Below are 25,086 nucleotides of genomic sequence, written 5' to 3' on the forward strand. Positions count from 1 at the left end.
TCCTGAGCCAGGATCAAACTCTCCAAAGAATTTGATATAGCTCTTTAAAAATGACGAAGCTTGCGCTTCATTCAAAAATTGTAAAACTTATTTTTGCCTCATCGTTCAGTTTTCAAAGTTCGTCTATCGCTCATTGGCGACTCTTAAAATAATACAAGTCATCGACACAGTTGTCAACCACTTTTTTTATTCTTTTCCGCTGCCATCAGCGGCAACGTTTATTACTTTACCGCATCCCTAAATAGAACGCAAGACTTTTTGCAAAAGTTTTTCTAAAAAAGTTTTTAGCCTCTTTAAATCGGCAACATTCTCCATAGAAAAACCTCTCGCTCGTAAGAGCGAGAGGTTAAAACGATTCTTTACTGTTGGTGTCTCATCGTCGGGAACAATAGAACATCACGAATCGATGGTGCATTCGTCAACAACATGACGAGGCGATCGATTCCGATTCCAAGACCGCCCGTTGGTGGCATTCCGTATTCGAGCGCCTCAAGGAAATCGTTGTCCAATTCATGGGCTTCGTCATTCCCTGCTTCTTTCTCAAGAAGTTGAGCTTCGAAACGCTCACGCTGATCAATCGGATCATTCAATTCCGTGAAGGCGTTCGCATGTTCACGACGAACGATGAACAATTCGAATCGATCCGTGAAGCGTGGATCTGTATCGTTCTTTTTCGCCAATGGCGATACTTCGACAGGGTGACCTGTGACAAACGTCGGTTGTAACAATGTTTCTTCGACTTTCTGCTCAAAGAATTCATTGACGATGTGACCGAACGTCATATGGTCTTGAATCTCGACACCGTGCTCTTTTGCAAGTGCACGTGCATCTTCATCAGACATCTGTTGCCAGAAATCGACGCCTGTTTCTTCTTTAACCAAGTCGACCATGTGCGCACGTTTCCAACCGACAGCCAAATGAATCGTATCTTCTCCATATTGAACGTCCGTCGTGCCAAGAACTTCTTGGGCTACGTGAGCTACGAGTTCTTCCGTCAAATCCATGATGTCATTATAGTCCGCATACGCTTCATACAATTCAATCATCGTGAACTCTGGGTTATGACGTGTTGAGATCCCCTCATTACGGAAGACACGGCCAATCTCATACACGCGCTCGAGACCACCGACAATCAAGCGCTTCAAATGAAGCTCGATGGCGATTCGCATATATAATTCCATATCAAGTGCATTATGGTGCGTCAAGAACGGACGGGCCGCCGCTCCACCTGCGATTGTATGCAACATCGGCGTTTCGACTTCCAAGTAACCGCGATGGTTCAAGAAATTCCGAATTTCCGAGATGATGCGGCTACGCAGAATAAACGTTTGACGCGAATCGTTATTCGTAATCAAATCCAAGTAGCGCTGGCGATAGCGTTGCTCCACATCTTTTAAACCATGATATTTATCAGGAAGCGGACGAAGTGCTTTTGTTAAGAGTTCAAACTCTTCAACATGAATCGACAATTCGCCGACGTTCGTCTTGAACAACTTCCCTTTCACACCGACGATGTCACCAAGGTCAGATGATTTGAATAAATCGAACGGTTCGTCACCTACGTCATTTTTACGAACGTAAATTTGGATTTGTCCTGTGACGTCTTGGATGTGGGCAAAGAAGACTTTCCCTTTTCCACGTTTCGTCATGATTCGTCCGGCAAGCGTCACTTCGACGTCTTGTTCGGCCAAGGCTTCTTTTTCAATCGCCTCATATTGTTCATGTAATTCACCGGCGTGGGCAGAACGTTCGAACCGACGTCCGAACGGGTCAAGCCCTTGTTCACGCATCTCGGTCATTTTTTCAAACCGAACCTGCATTTGGTCATTCATTTCCAACTCGTGACTCACTACTCCATTCACTCCTCTATACGTATTGGGGATGTCTAATAAAAAACTGTCAGCCTCACGGCCAACAGCACAGCCTAAACCGTTTGCTTGTGTGGTTCACTTTTTCGCCAAACAAGCTTACCACAAATCAATTTTTTTCACTAGTTCACACTTCTTGCATTTGTCGCTCGAGCTGTTCCACAAAATGATACAACACGATGCCAAAAGCATCTCGCGATTCCGTTTCGTTGATTTGCTTCCGAACCGGGCCGCTGCCTTTCAACCCTTTCAAGTACCACGCCGCATGTTGACGCATCTCGCGAACGGCAGTCACTTCTCCTTTGATGGCAATCAATCGATCGAGGTGCAACATACAGATGTCGATTTTTTCACGCGCCGCTGGTTCTGGCGGAAGTTCACCCGTCTCCAAATACTGCACCGTTTGATACAGCATCCATGGGTTACCAAGTGCTGCCCGCCCGATCATGACGGCATCGACACCGTAGTGATCAATCGCATGTTTTGCTTCTTGAGGTGTCGAGATATCGCCGTTACCGATAATCGGAACCGTCGCAATCTTCTTGGCTTCGCCAATCCAATCCCAGTTTGCAGTTCCTTCATATTGTTGAGACCGCGTACGACCATGAATCGCAATCGCCGCCGCTCCTCCAGATTGAGCCGCCCGAACATTGTCGAGAATATAAATATGGTCTTCGTCCCAACCGAGGCGCATTTTGACCGTGACCGGCTTATCCACCGCTTGCGACACGGCGTTCACCATCTCGTAAACTTTGTCCGGGTCAAGCAACCATTTGGCACCCGCCTCACACTTCGTGACTTTCGGGACTGGGCAACCCATATTGATATCGATGATGTCCGCATTCGTGTTTTGATCCACGTACTGGGCCGCTCTGACGAGTGTGTCTTTCGAACCGCCAAAAATCTGAAGGCTGAGCGGCTTTTCCCGTTCATCGACGTACAGCATCCGGAGCGTTCTTGCGTTCTCCAATAAAATCCCTTTATCGCTGACCATTTCAGCACAGACGAGTCCCGCGCCAAATTCTTTAGCGATCAGACGAAACGCAGGGTTTGTCACTCCGGCCATCGGGGCAAGGACGGCGCGGTTCTTTATATCGATGTTACCAATTTTGAACCCTGACACTTCTCCACTTCCTTTGCTAACGTTAAACCGAGCTGACCAATGATTGTAACGGCCCGAGACGGAAGACATCTTGTCGTTCCGACGCAGGAAGGGCTTCTAGCAACGCCCGCACCGTCATTCCCTTTACCTCGACCGCCGGAGCAATCTCCGCGAACGGGGCAAGGACAAAAGCGCGTTCATGCATCCGTGGATGCGGAACAGTTAACTGCTTCGATTGTATATCTTCGCTGTTATAGACCAAGATGTCAAGGTCGATTGTACGCGGTCCATTCTTGAATAGTCGTTCTCTCCCTAGGTCCCGTTCAATCTGTTGGAGTTGAAGCAAGGCTGCTTCCGCAGAAAGGGACGGCTCGACTTCGACGACCATATTATAGAAGGATGGCTGATCTGTGTATCCGACCGGTGCCGTCTCATATACGGATGACTCTTTCGTCACCTGAAGACCGTTTACCGCCATCGCTTGAATCGCTTCTGCCAGATAGTTGGCACGCTCCCCAATGTTCGAGCCCAGCGCTACGTACATCATACGTTCCGTCTCCGTGTCATCTCAATTGCGACTGAGTCATAATGACCCGGGATGGGCGGGTCCGGCTTAATCACTTTGACGGTGACGCTTTGAATCTTGTCGCTGTGGGCCAAAACAGCCGTCGTGATGCGCTCGCCCAGCGCCTCAAGTAGATTGACTGGCTCCCCGGTGACGATGTCTTCCGTCAATTGATAGAGACCGGCGTAGCTGACCCCGTCTGATAAATCATCCGATTGTCCCGCCGGCGCCAAATCCAACTCACACATCAAATCGATGTTAAACCGTTGACCGAGTCGATTCTCTTCTTCAAACACACCGTGATAGCCATAGAAACGCATCCCATTCACAAACATCTTATCCAATTTGTCCGCCTCCCAGCATCGCGTCCATCATGAGTGACGCTCGTTTATTCTCTCGTACGTCATGGACCCGAATCCACGCACAGCCTTTCATGATGCCTAGACACGTCGTCGCCAGTGTCCCTTCCAGTCGTTCTTCGGTCGGTAAATCAAGCGCTTGCCCGATAAATGATTTCCGCGACGTTCCGAGTAACACCGGATAACCGAGGTTCGTGATCACGTCGAGTCGATTCATCAACTCCATGTTTTGCGCATAGTCTTTCGCAAAGCCGATTCCCGGGTCTAACCAAATCATCTCATCCGGCACACCGGCCGCTTGGGCGATTTCAATCGATTCGTACAAGTCACCGACGACCTCCTCAATGAAATGGCCATAATTTCGATTGTCGCGATTGTGCATCAAGATGATGGGAACGTTAAACGCCCGTGCCACTTGTGCCATCGATTGATCGCCCCACTTCGAGCCCCAGACGTCATTGATGATATCGGCCCCGGCTTCTAATGCCGCCTTTGCCACCACCGGTTTGTACGTATCGATCGAGATGAGCACGTCGAGCTCTTGCTTCAGTTGACGAATGACAGGAACGACTCGCTCGATTTCTTCTTCCGCCGAGACGAACCGGGCTCCCGGCCGTGTCGATTCCCCGCCGATATCAATCGCGTCCGCTCCGTCTTGAACGAGTTGCTTGGCGTGAGCGACCGCCTGTTCGAGCGCCGTATACCGTCCTCCGTCCGAAAACGAATCCGGTGTCACATTTAAAATTCCCATGATTTTTGTCATCGCGTTTCTTCCCTTTCAATCGCATGCAACAAGACAGACCAACATGCTTTAAATTTTGCCCCGTCTTTTCCTGGATAGCTGTTCCCGGCATAGTCTGTGATCGGAGCAATCTGTTGAACCGAATTGGTCAACCAAATCTCGTCTGCCTGTGTAAGTTCCGCAAACGTCACATCACGTTCCTTCACATCAAACGTATCCATCACCCAACGTCGCGTGACCCCAGCCAGAGGTCCCGTCGCGAGCGGCGTCGTCCAAAGTTGGTCAGCTTCGACCCAGAAGATATTCGAGACAAGCCCTTCTACGACATGTCCTGAGTCATCGGCGAACAGTCCTTCCGCCTCCCGATCAACAAGCATGCGCTTCCCTAATATATTGTTCATATAATGATGGGATTTTAAGCGGAATGCCGCTTCGGGCCGACTTCTTGGAAACGGGATGGCTTCCAGCCGTTTTTCCGTGGGCTGGATCGATTCCGGTAACGGCTTGACGAGCAGTGTCACGTTTGGACGAGTGTAGCGTCCGTCGTAGAGTCCAAGTGGCGCCACCCCCGCGGACACGTTCAAGCGCACATACAGGTTCGGGGTCCCGTTTTGACGAACGACGTCTTGAATCGCCTGCTCCATCTCTTGTTTCGTATACGGTAAATCAATCCATAGTTCCGCTAAGCTCTTTTCGAGACGTTCCCAGTGAAGGCCAAACAAGAACGGGGTGCCATTGAACGTTCGAAACGTCTCGAATAGGCCCATCCCATATAAAAATCCGTGATCTTCCACCGGAATCGTTACTTCAGAGCTGCCCCGCAGTTCGCCGTTATGCCAAAGCCACATGACGATACACCTCGACGAAATTACGAATCATGTCTTTGCCGTGTTCTGTCAAAATCGCTTCTGGATGAAACTGGACCCCTTCAATCGGTAACGTTTCATGCCGGAGTGCCATAATTTCTCCCAGGCTCGTCTCGGCCGTGACTTTCAAGCACGGCGGTAACGCATCTCGTTCGACCGCGAGCGAATGGTAGCGTGTCACGATTGTCTGTTGCGGGATGCCGTTAAACAGCGTGTTTCCGTCATGTTGAATCGCTGACGTCTTGCCATGCATGAGCCGCTCGGCATGGACGACTTTCCCGCCGAGCGCTTGAGCAATCGCTTGATGTCCGAGACAGACGCCAAGAATTGGGATGCGACCGGCAAACGCCTGAATCGCGTCGATGCTGATACCCGCCTCACTCGGTGTGCACGGACCAGGCGAAATGACGAGATAACTTGGGGCGAGCGCTTCAATTTCCTCGATCGTGATGTCATCGTTACGACGGACGACGAGTTGTTCACCGAGCTCCCCAAAGTATTGAACTAAATTGTATGTGAACGAGTCATAGTTATCGATGAGTAAAATCATACTGTCGCCTCCGTCATTTCTTTCGCCGTCCATAGCGCTTTCGCCTTGGAAAGTGATTCGGCGTACTCCGCTTCAGGATCCGAATCAATCACAATCCCGGCACCAGCCTGAACATGGGCGATTCCGTCCTTCACGACCATCGTCCGAATCGTGATGTTGAACACGAGGTCATCATCCCAACTAAGCCAGCCGTATGAGCCGGTGTAAATCCCACGCCGGACCGGTTCGAGTTCCTCGATGATTTCCATCGTCCGGATTTTCGGCGCCCCGGTGATGGTGCCGCCCGGGAACATCGCGCCGAGTGCTTCGGCTCCCGATACGCCGTCCCGCATCAGACCGCGCACGTTCGAGACGATATGTTGGACGTGCGAGTACTTCTCGATGACCATCAGTTCATCGACATGCACTGTCCCGTAAGCCGCGACTTTGCCCAAGTCGTTTCGTTCCAGGTCGACGAGCATGACATGTTCGGCCCGCTCTTTCTCATTGTCGAGCAGCGTCCGAGCCAGTTCCAGATCCTCTGCCTCATCCCGGCCTCGCGGTCTCGTTCCGGCGATCGGGCGGGTCGAGATGGCGGCGCCATGTTTTTCAATCAACAGTTCTGGTGAAGCCGACACCATCGTGAGCGAGTCGTCAACGAAATAACCCATATACGGTGAAGGGTTCACTTTCCGGAGCGTGTCGTAGATGTGACGCGGGTGTGCGACAAGCGGTTCCGACTGCCGGACGCTCAAGTTCACTTGGAACACATCGCCCTCGACGATGTAGTCTTGAATCTTTTGCACGGCCGCAACGAATTCATCCTGTGACAGCGAACGGGATCGCTCGACCGTTCCACTCGTAAGCGGCGGAAACGCATAATGTGTTTCTGTTCGCCAGAGGGCGGCAAAGCGCTCGAGCTTCGCCTCCGCTTGCTCATCGGCCGTGACCATCACGTATAAAAGCGATTCTTCTTCATCGAAGACCGCTACTTCATCGAACAACAAGAACGAGACGTCCGGTGTTGCCAAATCGTCTTCCGCTTGCCGTGGTAAACGTTCGAGGGTACGGGCTACATCATAGCTCACATAACCGATCATCCCGCCGAAAAATGGGGGAGCACCTGCTGGCCGCTCGGTGGCGTACCGGGTCCGAATTGTTTCGACGATGTCGAGCGGGGCACCGTAAAGTGTTTCCGTCGCCTCTGATGTCTCGAGCGTTCCGATCCCATCTTTCACGTGAAGCGAAGCGAACGGCTCAATCCCGGCCATCGTATAGCGGCCGGCGCGTCCGCTCTCTAACCACGCATAGTGCTTCTTCCCTTCAGTTAATGTCATATACGTGTCGTACATCTTCTCTTTTGTCATGCGCATGGTTTTGAACGCTGTTTGTCTCACGCCACATTCCCCCGTTCCACTGATTCATGCCTTTAATTGTACACAAGAAAAGGCAGTTACCGAAAGAAGTTGTCTCCCGGTAACTGCCGTTTGTTTACGAGCGTACGCTATCTGATTCTTCATCGAATTGATAGAGCGGTGTGCTGAGGTAGCGTTCTCCGTTTGACGGGATAATCGCCAACACGTTTTTTCCTTTACCGAGACGTTTCGCCGTATCGACAGCGGCTGCGATCGCCGCCCCAGATGAGATGCCTCCGAGCACGCCGTTCGTTTTGGCCGCAAGACGTGCGTATTCGAACGCCTGATCGGTCGTGATTTGAAGGACACCTTCATAAATCTCCGTATCGAGAATCGACGGGATGAACCCGGCCCCGATCCCTTGGATTTTATGCGGGCCTGGTTTACCACCCGACAAGACCGGTGAATCGACCGGTTCGACCGCTAAGATTTGAACGTTCGGATAGTGGGCTTTCAACACTTTACCCGCTCCCGTGATTGTTCCGCCTGTCCCGACGCCGGCGATGAACGCATCGACTTGAAGGCCTGACGCATCGAACGCGTCGACGATTTCAGGTCCCGTCGTCATCTCGTGCACGTTCGGGTTGGCTTCATTGTTAAACTGCTGCGGGAGGAAATAACCGTTTTGTTCAGCCTCTTCCGTCGCACGGCGAATCGCTCCGCCCATCCCTTCAGGACCCGGCGTCAAAATAAGTTCGGCGCCGTAGCCACGAAGCAAATTGCGACGTTCCATGCTCATCGTTTCCGGCATGACCAAAATCGCTTTATAGCCTTTGGCCGCACTGACCATGGCGAGACCGATTCCCGTGTTCCCACTGGTCGGTTCGATAATCGTATCTCCTGGTTTCAAGACCCCTTCTCGTTCCGCCGCTTCAATCATAGCGAGCGCAATCCGGTCTTTTACGCTAGAGCCCGGGTTCATATACTCCAATTTTAAGTAAACCGTGGCATCTTCAGCGCCAGTCAATCCATTCAACTTCACAATCGGTGTCTTTCCAATCAAGTCTGTTACTGAATCTACGATACGCATTTTATTTCCTCCTCCATAATTCCGACTATTCCGATATTGTAATCATACCCTATCAGATTCAAAATATGCAATTTGGAGCAAAGCGGTCAGCGTGCTTGTTGTTTCATCGTTTCTAATTGTTCCGCCGAGAAGTGGTATTTCTCGCCACAGAAGTGACAAACCGCTTCAGCGCCGCCATCCTCTTCAATCATGTGACGAATCTCTTCGGCACCGAGCCCGATAATCGCGCTTTCCATACGGTCGCGACCACATGTGCAATTGAATTGGACCGGCTTTTGATCCAACACTTCGAGGCTGTCGCCAAGGAGCATATGGAGCATCTCTTCCGGTGTCTTCTCTTCTCCGATGAGCACCGACACTGGCGGGAACGTTTTGAGCGCCTGCTCAAGCGCTTGAATCGTCTCTTCTGACGCATCCGGCATCAATTGAACGATAATGCCACCGGCCGCAAGAATCGATTCATCTTCCGGGAGGACGAGCACACCCGCACCGACGACTGACGGCACTTGTTCTGACGTCGCGAAGTAGTACGTGAAGTCTTCGCTAATCTCACCCGTTTGAATCTCAGACGAGCCGCCGACAAAATCTTTTAAACCGAGGTCTTTAATCACCGAAATCGTCCCGCGTCCGACGGCTTCACCGACTTTCAGCTTCGTCAAACCGTGATCATTCACGAACGTGCCGCCTTCGACACGAGGATGTGACACGTAACCGCGCACGTCTCCCGCCGTATCAGCATCGACGATGATTTTCCCGATCGGTCCATCGCCTTCGACTTTGAGCGTCACGCGAGCGGCGCCTTTTTGCATCGCACCAATCATCGTCCCGATCGTCATCGTGCGGCCGAGCGCTGCTGAAGCGACCGGTGTCGTCTGGTGACGGAGTTGCGTTTCAAAGATCGTTTTCGTCGTCCGGACGGCAAACGCGCGGACTTCCCCGTTGAACCCGAGGGCACGGACGAGGTAATCGGCTTTCATTTGGTCAAGTAATGCTTGTTGTTCTGGTTGAATCATATCGAGTAACTCCTTTAAGTTTATTTCTGGTTGCGCTCATAGATGAGACGAAGCCCATCGAGCGTTAAAAATGAATCGACGACATCAATCGTCTCGGCATGCTCGCTAATCAAACGTGCGAGACCGCCTGTGGCGATCACGGTCGCTTCTCCGACTTCACGCTTCATGCGGCCGACAATGCCATCGACTTGTGCGACATAGCCGTAATACGTCCCGGACTGCATCGCTTGAATTGTATTTTTCCCAACGACCGTAGGTGGCGTCGCAAGCTCGATACGAGGTAATTTAGCCGCCCGTTGGTAGAGCGCCTCGACCGAGATCATGATACCCGGCGAGATAATTCCTCCGTGATAGCGGCGATTCTCATCGATATAGCAGTATGTCGTCGCCGTACCGAAATCGACGATGATGAGCGGTCCATCATACTTGGCGATTCCAGCGACCGCGTTAACGATTCGGTCCGCTCCGACTTCGCGCGGATTGTCGACATGAATGTCGAGACCGGTTTTCACGCCGGGACCGACGACGATTGGCCGGACGTTGAAATAACGTTGCGACATCTGCTCGAGCGGAAAGATGACCGGTGGGACGACCGAAGATAGAATCACGCCGTCAATCTGATCGAACGAAACGTTCGAATGATCGAACAGCGATTTCACGAGCATGCCGTATTCATCGGTCGTTTTCGTGCGGTCGGTCGAGATGCGCCAATGATGGACGAGCGTCTCGCTGTCATACATCCCAAGGACAATATTTGTATTCCCAACATCAATCACTAAAATCATGATAGCGTTCCTCACTTTGTTGTCAATTACAGTTCGCTCGAATTATAACACGAAAAAAGACGAATGCCTTGTTTAGGGCATTCGTCTCTTACACTTAGCGTGATTCGTTGTTCGGGCGTTCCGTCGGCGTCGCTTCCGGCTTATCGCCTTCAGGGACAACGTCCGGCTTCGCTTCTTGAACGACTCCAGGCTGATCGATGACTTGTCCGTGCTTGACGGCCGCCTCATCTTTCTTCGCTTCGTCGCTTGCATCATCTTTCGATGGTTCAGACGGCTCTTCCGGTTCGTGCGGAAGGTATTCGCGCGTCTTGATCAAGTGACGAATCTGTTTCGAATCGAGCGTCTCGACTTCGAGCAACGTCTTCGCGACGAGCTCAAGATCGTCTTTACGATCCGTCAAGATTTGTTTCGCTTTGGCGTAACAACGGTTGATGATATCACGAATCTCGAGGTCGATGTCTTGTGCAATCGCATCCGAGTAGTTCTGTTCCGTTTGGAAGTCACGGCCGAGGAAGACTTGTCCACCATGGTTTGACCCAAGTTGGAGCGGCCCGAGCTTATCGCTCATCCCGTAATCCATGACCATCTTCCGGGCGATACCAGTCGCACGTTGGAAGTCATTACTTGCTCCTGTTGACACTTCACCGAAGATGACGTCTTCCGCCACGCGGCCCCCGAGGAGACCGACGATTTTATCTTCAAGCTCAGGTTTCGTCATGAAGTAGCGATCTTCTTTTGGAAGCATGACGACATAGCCGCCTGCGTTACCGCGAGGAACGATCGTCACTTTATGCACTTCATCTGCATTCTCAAGTTCAATCCCGATAATCGTATGACCCGCTTCATGATAGGCGACGATTTGTCGTTCTTTCTCCGAGATGACACGGCTCTTCTTAGAAGGACCGGCGATGACGCGGTCAATCGCTTCCTCGACATCCACGACTGATACCGCTGAACGGTCAGACCGGGCTGCGACGAGCGCTGCTTCGTTCAATAAGTTTTCAAGGTCGGCACCTGAGAATCCAGGTGTCCGCTGCGCGATCGACTTCAAGTCGACAGTCGAATCAAGTGGCTTGTTGCGGGCGTGAACTTTGAGTACCGCTTCACGGCCTTTAACATCCGGACGATCAACCGTGATTTGGCGGTCAAAACGGCCTGGACGAAGAAGGGCCGGGTCAAGAATATCCGGACGGTTCGTCGCGGCAATCATGATGATCCCTTCGTTGTCACTGAATCCATCCATCTCGACAAGAAGTTGGTTAAGCGTTTGTTCACGCTCGTCATGTCCACCACCGAGGCCAGCGCCACGTTGACGTCCGACCGCATCGATTTCATCGATAAAGATGATACACGGTGCGTTCTTTTTCGCATTCTCGAACAAGTCACGTACACGTGACGCCCCGACACCGACGAACATTTCGACGAAGTCAGAACCTGAGATTGAGAAGAACGGTACACCGGCTTCTCCTGCAGCTGCACGAGCGAGCAATGTTTTACCTGTTCCCGGAGGACCGACAAGCAAGACACCTTTCGGAATCCGTGCCCCGAGTTTCGAGAACTTACGTGGGTCTTTCAAGAATTCAACGACTTCGATGAGCTCTTGCTTCTCTTCATCCGCTCCGGCAACGTCTTCAAACGTCACACGGCGCTTCTCTTGATCGTATAATTTCGCCTTCGATTTCCCGAAGTTCATCACACGACCACCACCACCGCCACCTTGGGCTTGGTTGAGCAAGAAGAAGAATAAGATGAAGATGATGATGAACGGTAAGATCGCGAATACGATGCTGAACCAGCTACCACTCGACTCTGCTTCTTCGATTTGGATGTCGGTATCCGCGCGAAGTGACGAGAGCACTTCGGCGTATTCGGCCTCGTTGGCCGGGATATTCGTTTCAAAACGCTGATCTTCGTCTCCTGTTAGATCTCCTGTAATTGAGATGGCTCCCGGAATTTCTTGTACGGTTGCCGTTTCAATCCGACCTTCTTCCACATATTCCAAGAACTTCGAATACGTAAGCGTCTCGCTCTGGCTATTCGGGTTTTGTAAATATTGAAGGAACAAGATCAAGGCTAGGAAAATCACACCGAAAACTAAGGTGTTTTTCACTGCACGATTCATTCTCTGCCTCCTATTCCGAGAAACGATGTTCTCGCCCATTCAGTATATGTGTATACTTTGGGTATTTCTTTTATCTTAACACGACGCATTTTCAAAAGAAAAACGTTAGCCCCCGTAAATGCTCGGCTTGAGCACACCGACGTACGGAAGGTTACGATATTTCTCTTCGTAATCGAGACCATAGCCGACAACAAACTCGTGCGGAATAACGAAACCGCTATAATCTGCCGACAATCCGTTCTTGCGGCCCGTCGGTTTATCGAGAAGCGTCACGATTTTAACCGATTTGGCTTTGCGGTACTTGAGCAAGTCGACGAGATAGCCGAGCGTGAGTCCACTATCAATGATATCTTCTACAATCAAGATGTCGCGTCCTTCTACAGATGTATTTAAATCTTTCTCAATTTTAACTTCACCCGTCGATGACGTTCCGCCATGGTACGTCGACACGTCCATGAAATCCATTTCTAAATGGATGTCCATTTCTTTGACGAGGTCTGACATGAATGGCATCGCACCTTTTAACACACAGACGAGGAGTGGGAACTCTTCTTTATATTCTTCGCTAAGTGTTGTAGCGAGTTCTTTCACTTTACCTTGAATCTCTTCGCTTGAAATCAGTACTTTCTCCATATCGTTCATTAATGACATCTTAAAATCCTCCTCTTTCTTATCCGACACAATCATCATTTTACCATTAATCGTGGGCACATCGCACCCGACTTATCCGGAAAATCGGAAACTCTTACCCCTACTATAGCGATAATCCGTCCCGTTGCGTCAACTACCAATGGGACAAAAGGCCGTTTTTCTCGCGGAATCTTCGCGTCAATGAAGATGCGGGCGACTTTTTTCGTCCCGATGGACAGTTTCATCGCGTCCCCAGCCTCGACAGAACGGATGATCAACGGCAACTCGATCGCCTCGAGCGGGATGCCATGTGCCTCTTCGACGATTTCAAGTGAAAATCGACTCTCACCGAACGTTACGCATGCTGGGAACGTCGTCACCACTAGTTCAGTCGGGAGAGGCAGCGGTCGATCGGTTATCTGCAATGACAAGTTTCCACCTTGTTTCCAAAGTTGCCACGGACCTTCTAAATCAAAGTGTCCTGACCCTCGTGGATTCTCAAGAAGACGTTCCATCGCTTCTCCTACCTCTACCCCATATCGAGTAGAGAGCAATCGCCCCACGACGTGTCGCTCAAACCGATCTAAACCGAGCACGTCGTCTAGTTTCACATGAAACGCTTTCATCTCAAAATGAACTGAGGTATCCATCCATATCTCCATCCGTCGATAACGAGCGTCCCATAGTTCGCGCTGACGCCTTGCCGTCTCGCTCACGACGTAAACGAGATCCGGTCGAGAGGCGAGGAGTTGCGGGACGAGCTGATGCCGCAGCTTGTTTCGTAAGTAATCCGCTTCGGCATTGCTCGCATCTTCTCGCCATTCGAGACGATGTCGATTGGCGTAGGCAATCAGTTCTCGTTTCGTTTCCGATAGGAGCGGGCGGACGAGCTCCCCTCCTGCAAACGGACGACATTCGGGAATTCCTGTTACTTCGACGACGTTACGGTGTAGTTGAATGAGAACCGTCTCGAGTTGATCGTCCGCATGATGAGCCGTCATCAGTTGTGTATACCCGAACGCACGCATGACTTCTTCAAAGAATGCATAACGTGCTGTCCGGTAAGCAGCTTGTGAACCACCGTTCGGGAAAGTGAGCCGTTTGCCATGAAACGGCACGTCGTACGAGTCGGCAAGACGTCGCACAAATTCATACTCTTCATCCGACTCGAGACGCAATCCGTGGTGGACGTGGACCACCCCGATCTCAAGACCGCTCTGGACGGCACGGTCTAACAAGACGACCGAATCGACTCCACCTGACACAGCAATCAATACTTTCGTCATCCGTCGCCCTCCTTGATATAACAAAAGAAGCCATCTCGAGTGAGATGGCTTCTTTTCGCTTAGGTAAGTGACCCGTACGGGATTCGAACCCGTGTTACCGCCGTGAAAGGGCGGTGTCTTAACCGCTTGACCAACGGGCCTAAATAAAATGGTAGCGGCGGAGGGAGTCGAACCCACGACCTCACGGGTATGAACCGTACGCTCTAGCCAGCTGAGCTACACCGCCATGTTATTGTTGTGTCCTAAGCACATTTTCTATAATAACCAGTACCCACGCCAGTGTCAATTCTTTTTTAAAAGTTTTTTCACAAAAAAATCGTGTATAGTGTCGTCTTATCCACTATACACGATTTTCAGTTCGTTGTGTATCACGCTTCTGACGTCGTCAGCCGATATTTTTTCTTCCAGGCAATGTGGAAATAACCCCAAAGCAAGAAGAAACAAATAGCCGATACAAACGCTAGATATACAATGGCTTGTTGCAAATAACTCCAACCGTCCGCTGACAAAATCTCTTTATAACCAGCAACCGTATACGTCATCGGCAACCAGGCGTTGAATGGTTGTAACGCGCTCGGAATGAGTTCGAGCGGGAACGTTCCGGCCGACGTCGTCAGTTGCAGGATCAATAGGACGATGGCCACGAAACGACCTGGGTTCCCGAGTGTCGTGACGAGCAATTGTACGATCAACAAGAAAGTGATGCTGACGAGCCAACTGAATCCGAAGAACTGCAACGGTGCCTCGACTTCAAGTCCGAGTAGCATGACCATCGCCACATCTAAGACAAGCGCTTGAACAAAGCCGACCACGAGTAGGACACCCGATTTCGAGACGAGCCACGACAGGCTGCGTTTCGGCTTACCAGCCGGATCGTACAGCGGGTAGACGATGGATAACAAGAGCGCCCCGACGAATAGACCGAGTGACATGAAATACGGTGCAAAGCCCGTTCCGTAGTTCGGCACCTTATGAATCGAGTCGTTGACGACTGTGACCGGTCCGGCCATCATGTCAACGTTATCGTCTCGAATGTCGATTGCGGCTGCTTCGGCCCCATCGGCGAGCGCGTCCCGTAACTTGCTGTTGCCAGCCGCAAGTTCGGACACTCCGTCTGCGAGCTGGTCGCTACCTGACTGAAGGTCTTTACCGCCCTCTGCCAAACGTACAGCGCCGTCCGCAAGTGTGTCCGTTCCGTCACCCGCACTCTTCGCTCCGTCCGCGAGTTTTGAACTTCCTTCTGAAAGAGCTCCTGTCGCTTCGGTCAGACGGTCACTACCGGTCGCAAGTTCGGACGTCCCGTCTTTCAACTCCCCGACCCCGGCATTTATTCGGTTGCTCGCGGCAGCCAGCTCTTTCGAACTCGTAGCGGCCGTTTGAGCCCCTTGTTCCACTTGTGTCGACCCATCCGCTAACGCCTGTGCCCCGCTTGCGAGCTCGGCTTGTCCGTCACGTAACGTCGCCAGTCCCGAAGCAAGTTCATTGGCACCGGCCTCTGCTTGCGTCAATCCGTCACCGAGCGCGGCCTGTCCTTCTTTCACACGCGTCGCTCCCGCTGCCAGTTCATCGAACCCGGCTGCGGTCGCTGTTTGACCTTCCGCCAATTGGGCTACGATCGCCTGTAGCATCTCTGGTGAAGCAGGTTGCCCTGCCTCGGCGAGTGCTGCCAGCTGGGTGATCAACTGGTCTTGGCTGGCCAACATCTCCGTCTTCATCTGACCGATTCCGGCCATGAGTTCCGCCTCACCTGCCAATAGAGCAGCATTGCCTTCTTTCGCCGCTGTCATCGCGGCCGCCAACTCATTCGAACCGGCGCTTAATTGATCACTGCCGTCCTTCGAACGCTGAATCCCAGCCGCGAGTTGTTGAACGCCTTGATTGAGAGAAGCCGTCCCGCTGTGCAATTCCTCCAACTTCGAAGCGAACGTGTCTGTCCCTTCGACGAGTTGGTTCGTCCCGTCTTGAAGGGCGGACGCCCCGTCATTCACTTGACGAGCCCCGTCTGATAAGGCGGCACTGCCATCATGTACTTGTCGGCTTCCGTTCGCCAACTCGGTCGTCCCTGCCTCGAGTTGCGCGACACCTTTATTCAATTGACTCGCTCCGTCGGCCAACTCCTGTTGTTTCGAAGCGAGCAGCGCAGTCCCGTCGGCCAACTCGGTCGCGCCGTTCTCGGCCGTCTTCGAACCGTCTGCTAGTTTCGCAGCCCCGGTTGCGGCGTCATCGAGCCCAGAAGCGGCATCTTGAATTCCGTCACGCATCGCGCTGACGTACTGTTTGGCGACCTCGGTCGATAGTTCGCCTTTCACTTGTTCCATCGCCGAACCTCCGATTTGAGCCGCTAAAAAGTTATACGACTCATTGGCGATGTATTTCAGTTCGAGCTTCTCCGGCTCTTTATCGAGCGCGGTCGTCGCTTTTTCCGAGAAATCCGCCGGGATCTCAATCGCCATGTAATAGTCATGGTCGTCCAATCCTGACTCAGCCTCTCGTTTTGTCGTCTCGACAAATTCGAACGCATCAGATGTCTTTAATTTCTCTACGAGTTCATCACCGATAGTCAGTTGTTTCCCATCGAACGTTGCACCCTGGTCCTCGTTCACGAGTGCCACCGGCAAGTCTTCCATTTGTCCATACGGGTCCCAAAAAGCCCATAAAAACATCCCGGCATACATAAGCGGCACGAGCGCGACCGCGAGAATCGGAATCCATACCCGTCGATCTTTCCCGATACTGCGCCATTCTGCTGTCCACAGTTTCCATCCATTCATTTCAACTCTCACCTTTCACTTATAAAACATAACTATTTTTTCATGTTCCCTATTGTGCTCGCTTCCTTTCAAAAATGCAACCCTTTTTAGTTATTTTTCATAACAAAAAAATAGACGACAAAAAACCACAGACTGTGACAGTCTGTGGTTCGTCGTCTTTATTGTTACGAGTAGAAGCTGATGGTTTACGAAGGGTTACCCGCGCTTGGCTCCACGTCCACCGCGTTTTGAGTCGGTTTGACGTTTTAACGTTGTCAAGCGCTCGTCGCTATCTTTCAAGAACTTGCTCATCAACGTATCGAACGTTTCTGGTTCACGGCGTACTTCACGACGTCCGCCGCCACCACGTGGACCGCCACCGCGAGGACCGCCGCCACCGCGTGGGCCACCTTGTCCTGGACCACCTGGGCGTGGGCCGCCTTGACCCGGGCCACCTGGGCGTGGGCCACGAGAGAAACGCTCGCCGGCTGGGCGCTCTGGGCGTTCACTGACAGGACGATCGACGGCCTTTTTGATAGACAACCCGATTTTGCCATCGTTTTCGACGTTCAAGATTTTGACCGTCACTTCTTGACCGACCGTTAGAACCTCATTGATGTCTTTGACGTAAGAATCTGCCACTTCACTGATGTGCACCAAACCCGTTTTGCCATTTGGAAGCTCTACGAACGCTCCGAAATGCGTAATCCCTGTAACCTTACCTTGTACCTTGCTTCCTACTTCAATTGACATAAAATAATGTACTCCTTTTTTGATTGATTCCCTACAATTATACGAGTCGATTCGTCAACGGTCAACGAACCCACTTATTCCTCTGGTGAGAAGTAAAAAATAATCTCGCCATCTTTCGAGAACAACAACTCGTTGCGCGCTAGATTGGCGATGTATTCTTCGTCTTGTAAACGCTCGACCTGCTCTTTTAGTTCTGACTGTTCGTCCTTCGTTTCCCGAAGTTCGACTTGCGCTTCATTTTGTTTCCGTTCTTGCTCGGACACATATCCGACTTTCGAGAAGTAACTCTGACCGATGAAGACAATCATCAACAAAAAGAGAAGCGAGGCTGCAGCCAGGCGGCGTCGAAGATGGATACGTTGCCGGTTCTGTTCTTTTTCCAGCTGTTCTCTTCGTTCATCAAGAGCCCGAATCCGCTGTTTGCGTTCCATCGGGTTACGTCCATTCATCGAATCACCTTCCTCCTGTCCTGTTACGTTCAGTATACCTTTTTTTTACGCTTCCGTACCACTGTTCACCTTTTCTTCTTTGAGCAAGCGGTACATTTCTTTCGCGTCCTCTTTTCGAGCATGCTCGGCAATCGAGTCGATGACAACCGTGACGAGCTTGTTTCCGAAGCGAATTTGCAACTCGTCACCGACTTTGACGTCCGTGCTCGCTTTCGCCACTTGTCCGTTCAACTGAATTCGGCCTTGGTCGGCGACTTCTTTCGCCAATGTGCGCCGTTTAATCAAACGGGATACTTTCAAAAACTTGTCTAATCTCATAATCCCTTCTCCTTCGCTTCATCCCAGAGCCGATCCATCTCGTCGAGCGTCATCTCGTCGAGGGAGCCGTTCGCTTCAATGTATTCGAATCGTCTCTTAAATTTTTGGTTGGTCCGTTCGAGCGCCTGCTCAGCGTTCAACTTGAAATAGCGCGCCACGTTGACGATTGAGAACAGGACATCGCCAAGTTCTCGTTCATCTTCCGGCTGACTTCTCCACTCGCGGAGTTCTTCTTCCAACTTCTCGAACGCACCTTGAACATCGTCCCATTCGAAACCGACTTGTGCAGCTTTTTTCTGCAACTGCTCGGCCCGCATCAACCCGGGTTGAGTCATGAGGACACCATCTAGCTGCGATTTTCTTTTTTCCCCTTTTTCCACTTGTTTAATCGCATTCCAATTCGTCACGACATCATCGGCATCGTTTACTGTCACGTCACCGAACACGTGGGGGTGACGGCGGACCATCTTCTCGCTGACGGCGCCAATGACGTCCCGGATATCAAAATAGCCTTCGTCCGCCCCGATTTGGGCGTGGAGCATGACTTGAAGCAAAACGTCACCGAGCTCTTCGACAATGGCATCATCGTCTTCCGCGTCAATCGCTTCAATCAACTCATATGCTTCTTCAAGCAAATATTTGCGGAGCGACTCGTGCGTCTGCTTCCGATCCCATGGGCACCCGTCCGGTCCGCGGAGCGTCGCAATGATATGCTTCAACGTCGAAAACTCGCGCGCCAAATGCGTCTCATCCATGAGCGGCGGCACATAGAGCGTCGTCAAGTTGTCGACTTCTGCCACGCGGTCCATCTCGTAGAGCGGGATTTCACTGACCCGCTCGCGTTTCGTCCCGGCGGCCGTCACGAGTTTAACGATGTGCTCATCTGGATAACGTTCCATCAACTGGACTTTCACGTCTCCGGCCACGAACCCATCATACACTTGGCCAATCAACACATGTTGGGTCACTTGAATCCGTTCCACATCGAGCGCGGTCGCATCAAGCAATTGGAAGCCGTTAATCGGATCGATGCGCAGGGCTTGGAACATGGCGTCCAAAAAGCTCTGACCGCCGAGAAACGTGACGTCCGCACCTTGCTCGACGAGCAGTTCGACGGTCCGCTCCGCTACGAACGGATGACCTGGTACAGCATAGGTGATGGCCAACTCCTCACTCTTGTCGAGCAACGTCTCAACGATTTTGGCATACACTTCCTCAAACGTATCGCACGACTCGTAAATCGAGTCGAACGATTCAAAGTGGACCCCTTCCGTCTCCAGCTCTTGAACGACCGGATGTTCTTTCGTACGCAACCAAACGAGAGGTTGCTGTTTCAAATGACGATAGACACCGAGCGGCAATTGCTCGAGTTCGCCGGACCCGAGGCCGACGACCGTAATTCCGTAACTCATATCAGTTCTCCTTTTTCTCTAGCAGATTGATGAGACGACCTCCGAACGGGATCATTTCCCACTCGTCTATCGTCAAGATTTGTTCTTTCCATAACCGCCAGACATAACTGCCAGCCCCGACTACGAGCATAAAGCCGAGCCAAGCGAGAGCATCGAGACGATTTGGCAGCCAGTTCATTATGATGACATTCAAACCGAACAAGACACCCCCCATTGGCGCCACCGTTTTGATGAGACGCCCATAGTGTCGAAATCGGAGCATGCCAAGCGGAATGATTTGATCGAGCCGATTGAAATTGAAGGCGGCCATCGTTAAAAAGGCAAGGGATGTCCCGAGGGCAGCCCCTTCGATGCCATAGGGAGGGACGAGCCACAGATTGCTGACGAGTTTGACACCGATCGCGAGAATCATACCGACAGCGGCCGTCCGTTCCCGGTCAATCGCCTGTAGGCACGTCATACTCGCCACGGCAAGCGAAGCAGCAAACGTACTTGTCGCCAACAGAACGAGTGCCATTGTCCCAGCGGCATTTTCGAATAAGGCAATGTTTAATGGAAGCATGACACCCATCAAGCCGATGGTCGCCGCTGCGGCGACTGTCGTCGTCACACGGATCATCGAGCTGAGTCCGGATGACGTCGCCTCGACACGACCAGCCCGGTAATGGCGCACCAAATTTGGCACGTTCGCCATCCCGAGAGCCGTCGTGAAAAGAATCGCAAATTGAACGAGCGGATAACCTCGGTCAAATACCCCTTTCCCGACTTTCGCGGCGTAGTCTCCACCCATCAGATTGACAATCGTGAATGAGTCGACGAGCTGCATCCATAAAATCCCGAGCGAGGCGAAGCCAACGGCAAAGCCGGTCGTCAGTAAAATCCGAAGGACAGACCGCAACGTCGCACGTTGGACCGGGACGACCCGCAGCTTCTTCGCCCACAACGATAAGATGATAATCGCCACCACACCTCCGACGAGCGTCGCCGCGTACGCGTACCGGCTCAGCGTATAGGCGTCTTGTCCAAAGCGGACGCCAATCAACAGAGCGACGAGCAGAACTGTGACACGGACAAGGTTCTCGAGCACTTGCGAGATGGCGCTTGGCCTTAAGTCATCGACCGATTGGAACGAACCGCGGAGCACCGCCAACGCGGGCATAAGCAAATAGCTGAGGCTGATCACGCGTAACGTCGGTGCGAGCTGCATGTCACCGAGAAGACGGGCAATCGCCGGTGCGAGCATCCACATCGCGACGACAAGGGCGAAGCCGAGGCCGAGTAAGACATAAAAACTCCCCCACAACACCTCGAGCTTGCGTCTCGGCCCTTGGGCCCCGACACCAATTTTCGCAATCACGACCGGCATCGCATACATGCCGAGCGAGGCGACGATCGCAGCAAACGGGTATACCGTCTGATAGGCGTATAAGCCAAAGTCTCCCGCGATGTTTTGGTACGGGACCCGATAAGCGAAGCTGATGAATTTTGAAAGATAACCCGCAAGCGCAAATAAGATGACCCCGGTCGCAAATTTACTTGGCGACCGCATGGGCCAACCTCTTCACAAGCTCCTCGAGTACCGTATCGGCATCGTTCAACAGTTCGATGACCGGCATCCTGCCGCTAAGCGACAACTTGAGAGCACCGTTGTCTTGACCGACGCCAAGTTTCCGACCGAGCGGCATCGTCCACTCCATGAACGACGGCACGTCGAGCGCTGTCGTCGATTCGAGCGACAATACCATCTCAATGCGACCCGGCGTCTGTTTGATGCGGGCCACTTTCGCCATTTCCCCATAAATGCGCAGACGCGTCAGTTGGATGAGGAGGGCGACAGGCTCTGGGAATTCCCCGAACCGTTCGATCAACTCGTCTTGGAGGGCGAACAGCGCCTCTGGTGTATCGACATATTTGAAGCGCTTGTACATCTCGATTTTCAATTCGCTGTCTGACAAATACTCGTCCGGGATATACGCGTCCGCTTGGAACGCAATCTCCGGTTTGAAGACGACTTGTTTCGCCTGGCCGCGCATCCGGTCTTTCCGTTCTTCGATGGCTTCGGACAACATTTGCGAGTATAAGTCGAATCCGACCGAATCGATGAACCCGGACTGTTGAGCCCCGAGCAGATTGCCGGCACCGCGAATCGATAAGTCGCGCATCGCAATCTTGAACCCGCTCCCGAGCTCCGTGAACTCCTTGATGGCCTGTAGCCGGCTCTCCGCGACCTCGGTTAAGCGTTTATCTTTCCGATACGTGAAGTAGGCGTAGGCGATTCGGTTGGAACGACCGACACGACCGCGCAACTGGTACAACTGTGACAGCCCCATCTTGTCCGCATCGTGGACGATGAGCGTGTTCACGTTCGGAATATCGATGCCGGTCTCGATGATCGTCGTCGAGACGAGCACGTCGGCTTCTCCTTCGAGGAAGCTGATAAGCTGGCTCTCGAGTTCAGTCTCGGTCATCCGACCGTGCGCCGTCGCGATCCGCGCTTCCGGTAACAAAGCGCGAATCTCTTCAGCCTTCCGCTCGATACCTTCGACCCGGTTATAGAGGAAGAACGCCTGCCCGCCTCGCGCGAGTTCACGCTCGAGTGCCTCACGCAAGACGATACCGTCATATTCCATGACGTACGTCTGCACCGGGTAGCGGTTCTCCGGCGGTGTCTCAAGCACTGACAAGTCCCGAATCCCAATCATCGACATGTGGAGCGTCCGCGGGATTGGTGTCGCCGTCAGCGTCAAGACGTCGATATTTGTCTTCAACTGTTTGAGCCGTTCTTTATGCTTAACCCCGAAACGTTGCTCTTCATCGATGATGACGAGCCCGAGGTCGGCGAACGTCACATCTTTCGACAAGACGCGGTGCGTCCCGACGACGACGTCAATCGTCCCTTCTTTCAAGCCTTTTTTCGTCGCCGCCATCTCGCTTTTCGAGCGGAAGCGGCTCATGACGGAGACGTTGATTGGAAACTCACTGAACCGCTCGAGCATCGTCTCGTAGTGCTGTTGTGCGAGTACGGTCGTCGGCACAAGGAACGCGACTTGCTTACCAGCGAGCACAGCTTTGAACGCGGCTCGAATCGCCACTTCCGTCTTTCCGTAACCGACATCGCCACAAAGGAGACGGTCCATCGGCCGTGATCGTTCCATATCGGCTTTGATTTCGGCGATGGAACGGACCTGGTCTTCTGTCTCCGCATACGGGAACGAGCTTTCAAACTGACCCATCTCCTCGTCATCGGTCGGGAACGCATAACCGACGGACGCTTCCCGCGCCGCATACAACTTGATCAGCTCGTCGGCGATATCTTCGACCGATTTGGCGACTTTCGATTTGACCTTCTTCCACTCGGTCCCACCGAGTTTATAAATCTTAGGCTCTTTGCCTTCCGCCCCGACGTACTTTTGGACGAGATCGATTTGGTCGACCGGGACGTAGAGCGCATCGTCACCGGCATAGACGAGATGTAAGTAGTCTTGATGAATGCCGCCGACTTCAATCGTTTTGATGCCTAGGTACTTCCCGATCCCGTGATGGATGTGGACGACGTGGTCGTTCGGCTTCAACTCTTGATAACTTTTAATCCGTTCGGCGTTCGTCAAATTCTTCGTCTGTCGTTTCCGCTTCGTGACGCGTTTGAACAGCTCTTCTTCGGAGACGACGACGAGGCGACTCGTCGAGAGCTCGAATCCGCCCTCGATTTGTCCAATCATGACGTGGACATGACGCGGCAACAACTCGCCGTCCACATTTGTGAACGTTGACGAGATGCCATAGTCTTCAAGCAATGCTACCACCTTGTCGGCCCGCGTTTGATCCCCTGCTAAGAAGACGAGACGATGGTCACCTTGTTGCCAACGTTCGACTTCTTGCTTCAGCAAGTGCATCTGCCCGTGAAACGCCGGGAGCGGACGGCAACTGAGGTGGACCGTGTTCGTTTCCGGAATCCCCGACCGTCTCGACGGGAGGAGCGAGAACGCCACTTGCTTCAAATCACGAAACACTTTATGCATCGGAACGGCAAGCGTATAGTTGCTGACGGATTCCCCGCGTTCGATGAGCGACGAGAACCATTCGGCTTCCTCGCGATCTTGCACATCGGCGGCGTCTTCAATCCGGGCCACTTCATCTAAAATCAAGACAGCATCCGGTCCGACATAGTCGAGGAGTGTCGAGCTATATAGCAGCGGCGTGTACTTTCCAACTTTTTCGGGCGCCTCACCTCGACCGAACTGTTCGATGTCCCGGGCAATCCCGTCCTCAAGTGCTTGACGAATCGTCTCCGTCTCAATCAACGAGAGCGTCCGATCATATTGACGTTCGAGTGCCTGTCCAGCTTTTTTCAATTGTTCTGTCGAAGCGATAAACTCGGTCGCCGGGGGAATGACCGCTTCGGCGACGACCCCTAGTGAGCGTTGTGTCTCAGCATCAAACGTAAAAATCGAATCGACCTCGGTGTCGAACAAATCGATGCGATACGGACGCGCTTCCGTGAGCGGATAGACATCTAAAATGCTGCCGCGGACGGAGAATTCACCCGGTGCGGTGACGGTAGCCGTTCGTTCATATCCGAGCGTGATCAGCGTCTCAGCAAACGGCTTCAAATCAAGCTCTTGACCTGGTTTGATGACTCGATGGCTTGTCCGCCAGTCCGTCGGGCTCGGGATAAAGCGACGTAACCCACCGAGTGGCACGACAAGGACGCCTCCCGTTTCGTCAAGGAGACGTGTTCGAGCTTCAATCCGTGCGGCAAGAAGTTCTGGGCTCGATGTGAGTGACAGTTCTCCAGCGAGCGTCTCATCGATCGGATAAAGCAATGTTTGACTCGGGCCGACGAGCGACTCGAGCTGATCGTACATTTTTTGGGCTTGGTACATGTTATGTGTGACGACCACGAGACGTCGGGGCGAATTTTTCGCCAAACCTGCCAACACGAGCGCTTTGGCACTCGTCGTCAATCCGGTGACGAGTTGACGATCAACTTTTGGCAACCGCTCCCGAATCACATTCGTCTCAGGCAATGCCAACATGAATTTCTCTAAAGCATTCATTTTGATTTCCTCCACCTCATACGACAAAAAAGGGT

At 52.3% G+C, this 25,086-nt stretch carries 21 protein-coding genes and 2 tRNA genes; all 23 read right to left on the minus strand.

Annotated elements, in window-relative coordinates:
- Positions 1–359: 359 nt before the first annotated feature.
- The 23 genes from lysS to mfd all read right to left on the minus strand — a co-directional run bounded on the left by lysS (position 360) and on the right by mfd (position 25,051).
- The gene (gene lysS / locus KNP86_RS14795; RefSeq protein ID WP_021068200.1) at positions 360–1,850 is read right to left on the minus strand and encodes a lysine--tRNA ligase; all 1,491 of its coding nucleotides are present in this window, start codon (positions 1,848–1,850) and stop codon (positions 360–362) included.
- A 145-nt stretch (positions 1,851–1,995) separates the two neighbouring features.
- Positions 1,996–2,934, minus strand: a complete 939-nt coding sequence (dusB, locus tag KNP86_RS14800) for a tRNA dihydrouridine synthase DusB (protein ID WP_233005531.1) — start codon at positions 2,932–2,934, stop codon at positions 1,996–1,998.
- A gap of 79 nt (positions 2,935–3,013) precedes the next feature.
- Positions 3,014–3,517 (minus strand): 2-amino-4-hydroxy-6-hydroxymethyldihydropteridine diphosphokinase, encoded by a 504-nt coding sequence (gene folK / locus KNP86_RS14805; protein WP_034781818.1) that lies wholly within the window; start codon positions 3,515–3,517, stop codon positions 3,014–3,016.
- Positions 3,514–3,879 carry a dihydroneopterin aldolase gene (gene folB / locus KNP86_RS14810; RefSeq protein ID WP_034781816.1) on the minus strand — a complete coding sequence of 122 codons (366 nt, stop codon included), beginning with the start codon at positions 3,877–3,879 and terminating at the stop codon, positions 3,514–3,516. Before folB ends, folK begins: the two co-directional genes overlap by 4 nt.
- Positions 3,872–4,657, minus strand: coding sequence for a dihydropteroate synthase (folP, locus tag KNP86_RS14815; RefSeq protein WP_021068196.1), 786 nt, complete (start codon positions 4,655–4,657; stop codon positions 3,872–3,874). The genes folB and folP overlap by 8 nt, the downstream gene beginning before the upstream one ends.
- The gene (locus KNP86_RS14820) at positions 4,654–5,484 is read right to left on the minus strand and encodes an aminotransferase class IV (protein WP_214755083.1); all 831 of its coding nucleotides are present in this window, start codon (positions 5,482–5,484) and stop codon (positions 4,654–4,656) included. The genes folP and KNP86_RS14820 overlap by 4 nt, the downstream gene beginning before the upstream one ends.
- Positions 5,468–6,052 (minus strand): aminodeoxychorismate/anthranilate synthase component II, encoded by a 585-nt coding sequence (gene pabA, locus KNP86_RS14825; RefSeq protein ID WP_214755085.1) that lies wholly within the window; start codon positions 6,050–6,052, stop codon positions 5,468–5,470. The genes KNP86_RS14820 and pabA overlap by 17 nt, the downstream gene beginning before the upstream one ends.
- A complete protein-coding gene (locus KNP86_RS14830) occupies positions 6,049–7,428 on the minus strand; it encodes an anthranilate synthase component I family protein (protein WP_214755086.1) in 1,380 nt (459 codons plus the stop codon). The genes pabA and KNP86_RS14830 overlap by 4 nt, the downstream gene beginning before the upstream one ends.
- A 94-nt stretch (positions 7,429–7,522) precedes the next feature.
- Positions 7,523–8,476, minus strand: coding sequence for a cysteine synthase A (gene cysK / locus KNP86_RS14835; protein ID WP_021068192.1), 954 nt, complete (start codon positions 8,474–8,476; stop codon positions 7,523–7,525).
- A gap of 86 nt (positions 8,477–8,562) precedes the next feature.
- Complete coding sequence (hslO, locus tag KNP86_RS14840; protein WP_051627654.1) at positions 8,563–9,489, minus strand: Hsp33 family molecular chaperone HslO; 927 nt, start codon at positions 9,487–9,489, stop codon at positions 8,563–8,565.
- A gap of 20 nt (positions 9,490–9,509) precedes the next feature.
- Entirely contained in the window at positions 9,510–10,274 is a 765-nt protein-coding gene (locus KNP86_RS14845) for a type III pantothenate kinase (protein ID WP_214755088.1), read from the minus strand.
- A 94-nt stretch (positions 10,275–10,368) separates the two neighbouring features.
- Complete coding sequence (ftsH, locus tag KNP86_RS14850; protein ID WP_034781808.1) at positions 10,369–12,396, minus strand: ATP-dependent zinc metalloprotease FtsH; 2,028 nt, start codon at positions 12,394–12,396, stop codon at positions 10,369–10,371.
- 105 nt (positions 12,397–12,501) lie between these two features.
- Complete coding sequence (gene hpt, locus KNP86_RS14855; protein ID WP_021068188.1) at positions 12,502–13,047, minus strand: hypoxanthine phosphoribosyltransferase; 546 nt, start codon at positions 13,045–13,047, stop codon at positions 12,502–12,504.
- A gap of 35 nt (positions 13,048–13,082) precedes the next feature.
- Complete coding sequence (gene tilS, locus KNP86_RS14860) at positions 13,083–14,312, minus strand: tRNA lysidine(34) synthetase TilS (RefSeq protein WP_251130539.1); 1,230 nt, start codon at positions 14,310–14,312, stop codon at positions 13,083–13,085.
- 68 nt (positions 14,313–14,380) lie between these two features.
- Positions 14,381–14,452 (minus strand) — tRNA-Glu (locus tag KNP86_RS14865).
- A 9-nt stretch (positions 14,453–14,461) separates the two neighbouring features.
- Positions 14,462–14,538: transfer RNA gene (locus KNP86_RS14870), tRNA-Met, on the minus strand.
- A gap of 142 nt (positions 14,539–14,680) precedes the next feature.
- A complete protein-coding gene (locus KNP86_RS14875) occupies positions 14,681–17,083 on the minus strand; it encodes a YhgE/Pip domain-containing protein (RefSeq protein ID WP_214755092.1) in 2,403 nt (800 codons plus the stop codon).
- A 195-nt stretch (positions 17,084–17,278) separates the two neighbouring features.
- Positions 17,279–17,815 (minus strand): S1 domain-containing RNA-binding protein, encoded by a 537-nt coding sequence (locus KNP86_RS14880; protein ID WP_034781804.1) that lies wholly within the window; start codon positions 17,813–17,815, stop codon positions 17,279–17,281.
- Positions 17,816–17,889: 74 nt separating this feature from the next.
- On the minus strand, positions 17,890–18,264 hold the full coding sequence (locus KNP86_RS14885; protein ID WP_034781803.1) for an FtsB family cell division protein: 375 nt from the start codon (positions 18,262–18,264) through the stop codon (positions 17,890–17,892).
- A 45-nt stretch (positions 18,265–18,309) separates the two neighbouring features.
- Positions 18,310–18,582, minus strand: coding sequence for an RNA-binding S4 domain-containing protein (locus tag KNP86_RS14890; protein ID WP_021065741.1), 273 nt, complete (start codon positions 18,580–18,582; stop codon positions 18,310–18,312).
- Positions 18,579–19,994: a bifunctional methyltransferase/pyrophosphohydrolase YabN gene (yabN, locus tag KNP86_RS14895; RefSeq protein WP_214755094.1), complete on the minus strand. Its 1,416-nt coding sequence runs from the start codon at positions 19,992–19,994 to the stop codon at positions 18,579–18,581. The genes KNP86_RS14890 and yabN overlap by 4 nt, the downstream gene beginning before the upstream one ends.
- Position 19,995: 1 nt before the next feature.
- Positions 19,996–21,543 (minus strand): polysaccharide biosynthesis protein, encoded by a 1,548-nt coding sequence (locus KNP86_RS14900; protein WP_214755096.1) that lies wholly within the window; start codon positions 21,541–21,543, stop codon positions 19,996–19,998.
- A complete protein-coding gene (gene mfd, locus KNP86_RS14905; protein WP_214755098.1) occupies positions 21,527–25,051 on the minus strand; it encodes a transcription-repair coupling factor in 3,525 nt (1,174 codons plus the stop codon). The genes KNP86_RS14900 and mfd overlap by 17 nt, the downstream gene beginning before the upstream one ends.
- Positions 25,052–25,086: the final 35 nt, after the last annotated feature.

The organism is Exiguobacterium sp. s16 (assembly GCF_018618115.1).
GTDB lineage: Bacteria > Bacillota > Bacilli > Exiguobacteriales > Exiguobacteriaceae > Exiguobacterium > Exiguobacterium mexicanum_A.

Excerpts from the sequence above, each read along its gene's own strand:
- KNP86_RS14900 (WP_214755096.1), bottom strand. The coding sequence starts at position 21,543 with ATGCGGTCGCCAAGTAAATTTGCGACCGGGGTCATCTTATTTGCGCTT.
- cysK (WP_021068192.1), bottom strand. The coding sequence starts at position 8,476 with ATGCGTATCGTAGATTCAGTAACAGACTTGATTGGAAAGACACCGATT.
- KNP86_RS14845 (WP_214755088.1), bottom strand. The coding sequence starts at position 10,274 with ATGATTTTAGTGATTGATGTTGGGAATACAAATATTGTCCTTGGGATG.
- hpt (WP_021068188.1), bottom strand. The coding sequence starts at position 13,047 with ATGTCATTAATGAACGATATGGAGAAAGTACTGATTTCAAGCGAAGAG.
- folK (WP_034781818.1), bottom strand. The coding sequence starts at position 3,517 with ATGATGTACGTAGCGCTGGGCTCGAACATTGGGGAGCGTGCCAACTAT.
- dusB (WP_233005531.1), bottom strand. The coding sequence starts at position 2,934 with ATGGCCGGAGTGACAAACCCTGCGTTTCGTCTGATCGCTAAAGAATTT.
- mfd (WP_214755098.1), bottom strand. The coding sequence starts at position 25,051 with ATGAATGCTTTAGAGAAATTCATGTTGGCATTGCCTGAGACGAATGTG.
- ftsH (WP_034781808.1), bottom strand. The coding sequence starts at position 12,396 with ATGAATCGTGCAGTGAAAAACACCTTAGTTTTCGGTGTGATTTTCCTA.
- folP (WP_021068196.1), bottom strand. The coding sequence starts at position 4,657 with ATGACAAAAATCATGGGAATTTTAAATGTGACACCGGATTCGTTTTCG.
- KNP86_RS14885 (WP_034781803.1), bottom strand. The coding sequence starts at position 18,264 with ATGAATGGACGTAACCCGATGGAACGCAAACAGCGGATTCGGGCTCTT.
- hslO (WP_051627654.1), bottom strand. The coding sequence starts at position 9,489 with ATGATTCAACCAGAACAACAAGCATTACTTGACCAAATGAAAGCCGAT.
- KNP86_RS14890 (WP_021065741.1), bottom strand. The coding sequence starts at position 18,582 with ATGAGATTAGACAAGTTTTTGAAAGTATCCCGTTTGATTAAACGGCGC.
- KNP86_RS14880 (WP_034781804.1), bottom strand. The coding sequence starts at position 17,815 with ATGTCAATTGAAGTAGGAAGCAAGGTACAAGGTAAGGTTACAGGGATT.
- tilS (WP_251130539.1), bottom strand. The coding sequence starts at position 14,312 with ATGACGAAAGTATTGATTGCTGTGTCAGGTGGAGTCGATTCGGTCGTC.
- pabA (WP_214755085.1), bottom strand. The coding sequence starts at position 6,052 with ATGATTTTACTCATCGATAACTATGACTCGTTCACATACAATTTAGTT.
- KNP86_RS14875 (WP_214755092.1), bottom strand. The coding sequence starts at position 17,083 with ATGAATGGATGGAAACTGTGGACAGCAGAATGGCGCAGTATCGGGAAA.
- KNP86_RS14820 (WP_214755083.1), bottom strand. The coding sequence starts at position 5,484 with ATGTGGCTTTGGCATAACGGCGAACTGCGGGGCAGCTCTGAAGTAACG.
- yabN (WP_214755094.1), bottom strand. The coding sequence starts at position 19,994 with ATGAGTTACGGAATTACGGTCGTCGGCCTCGGGTCCGGCGAACTCGAG.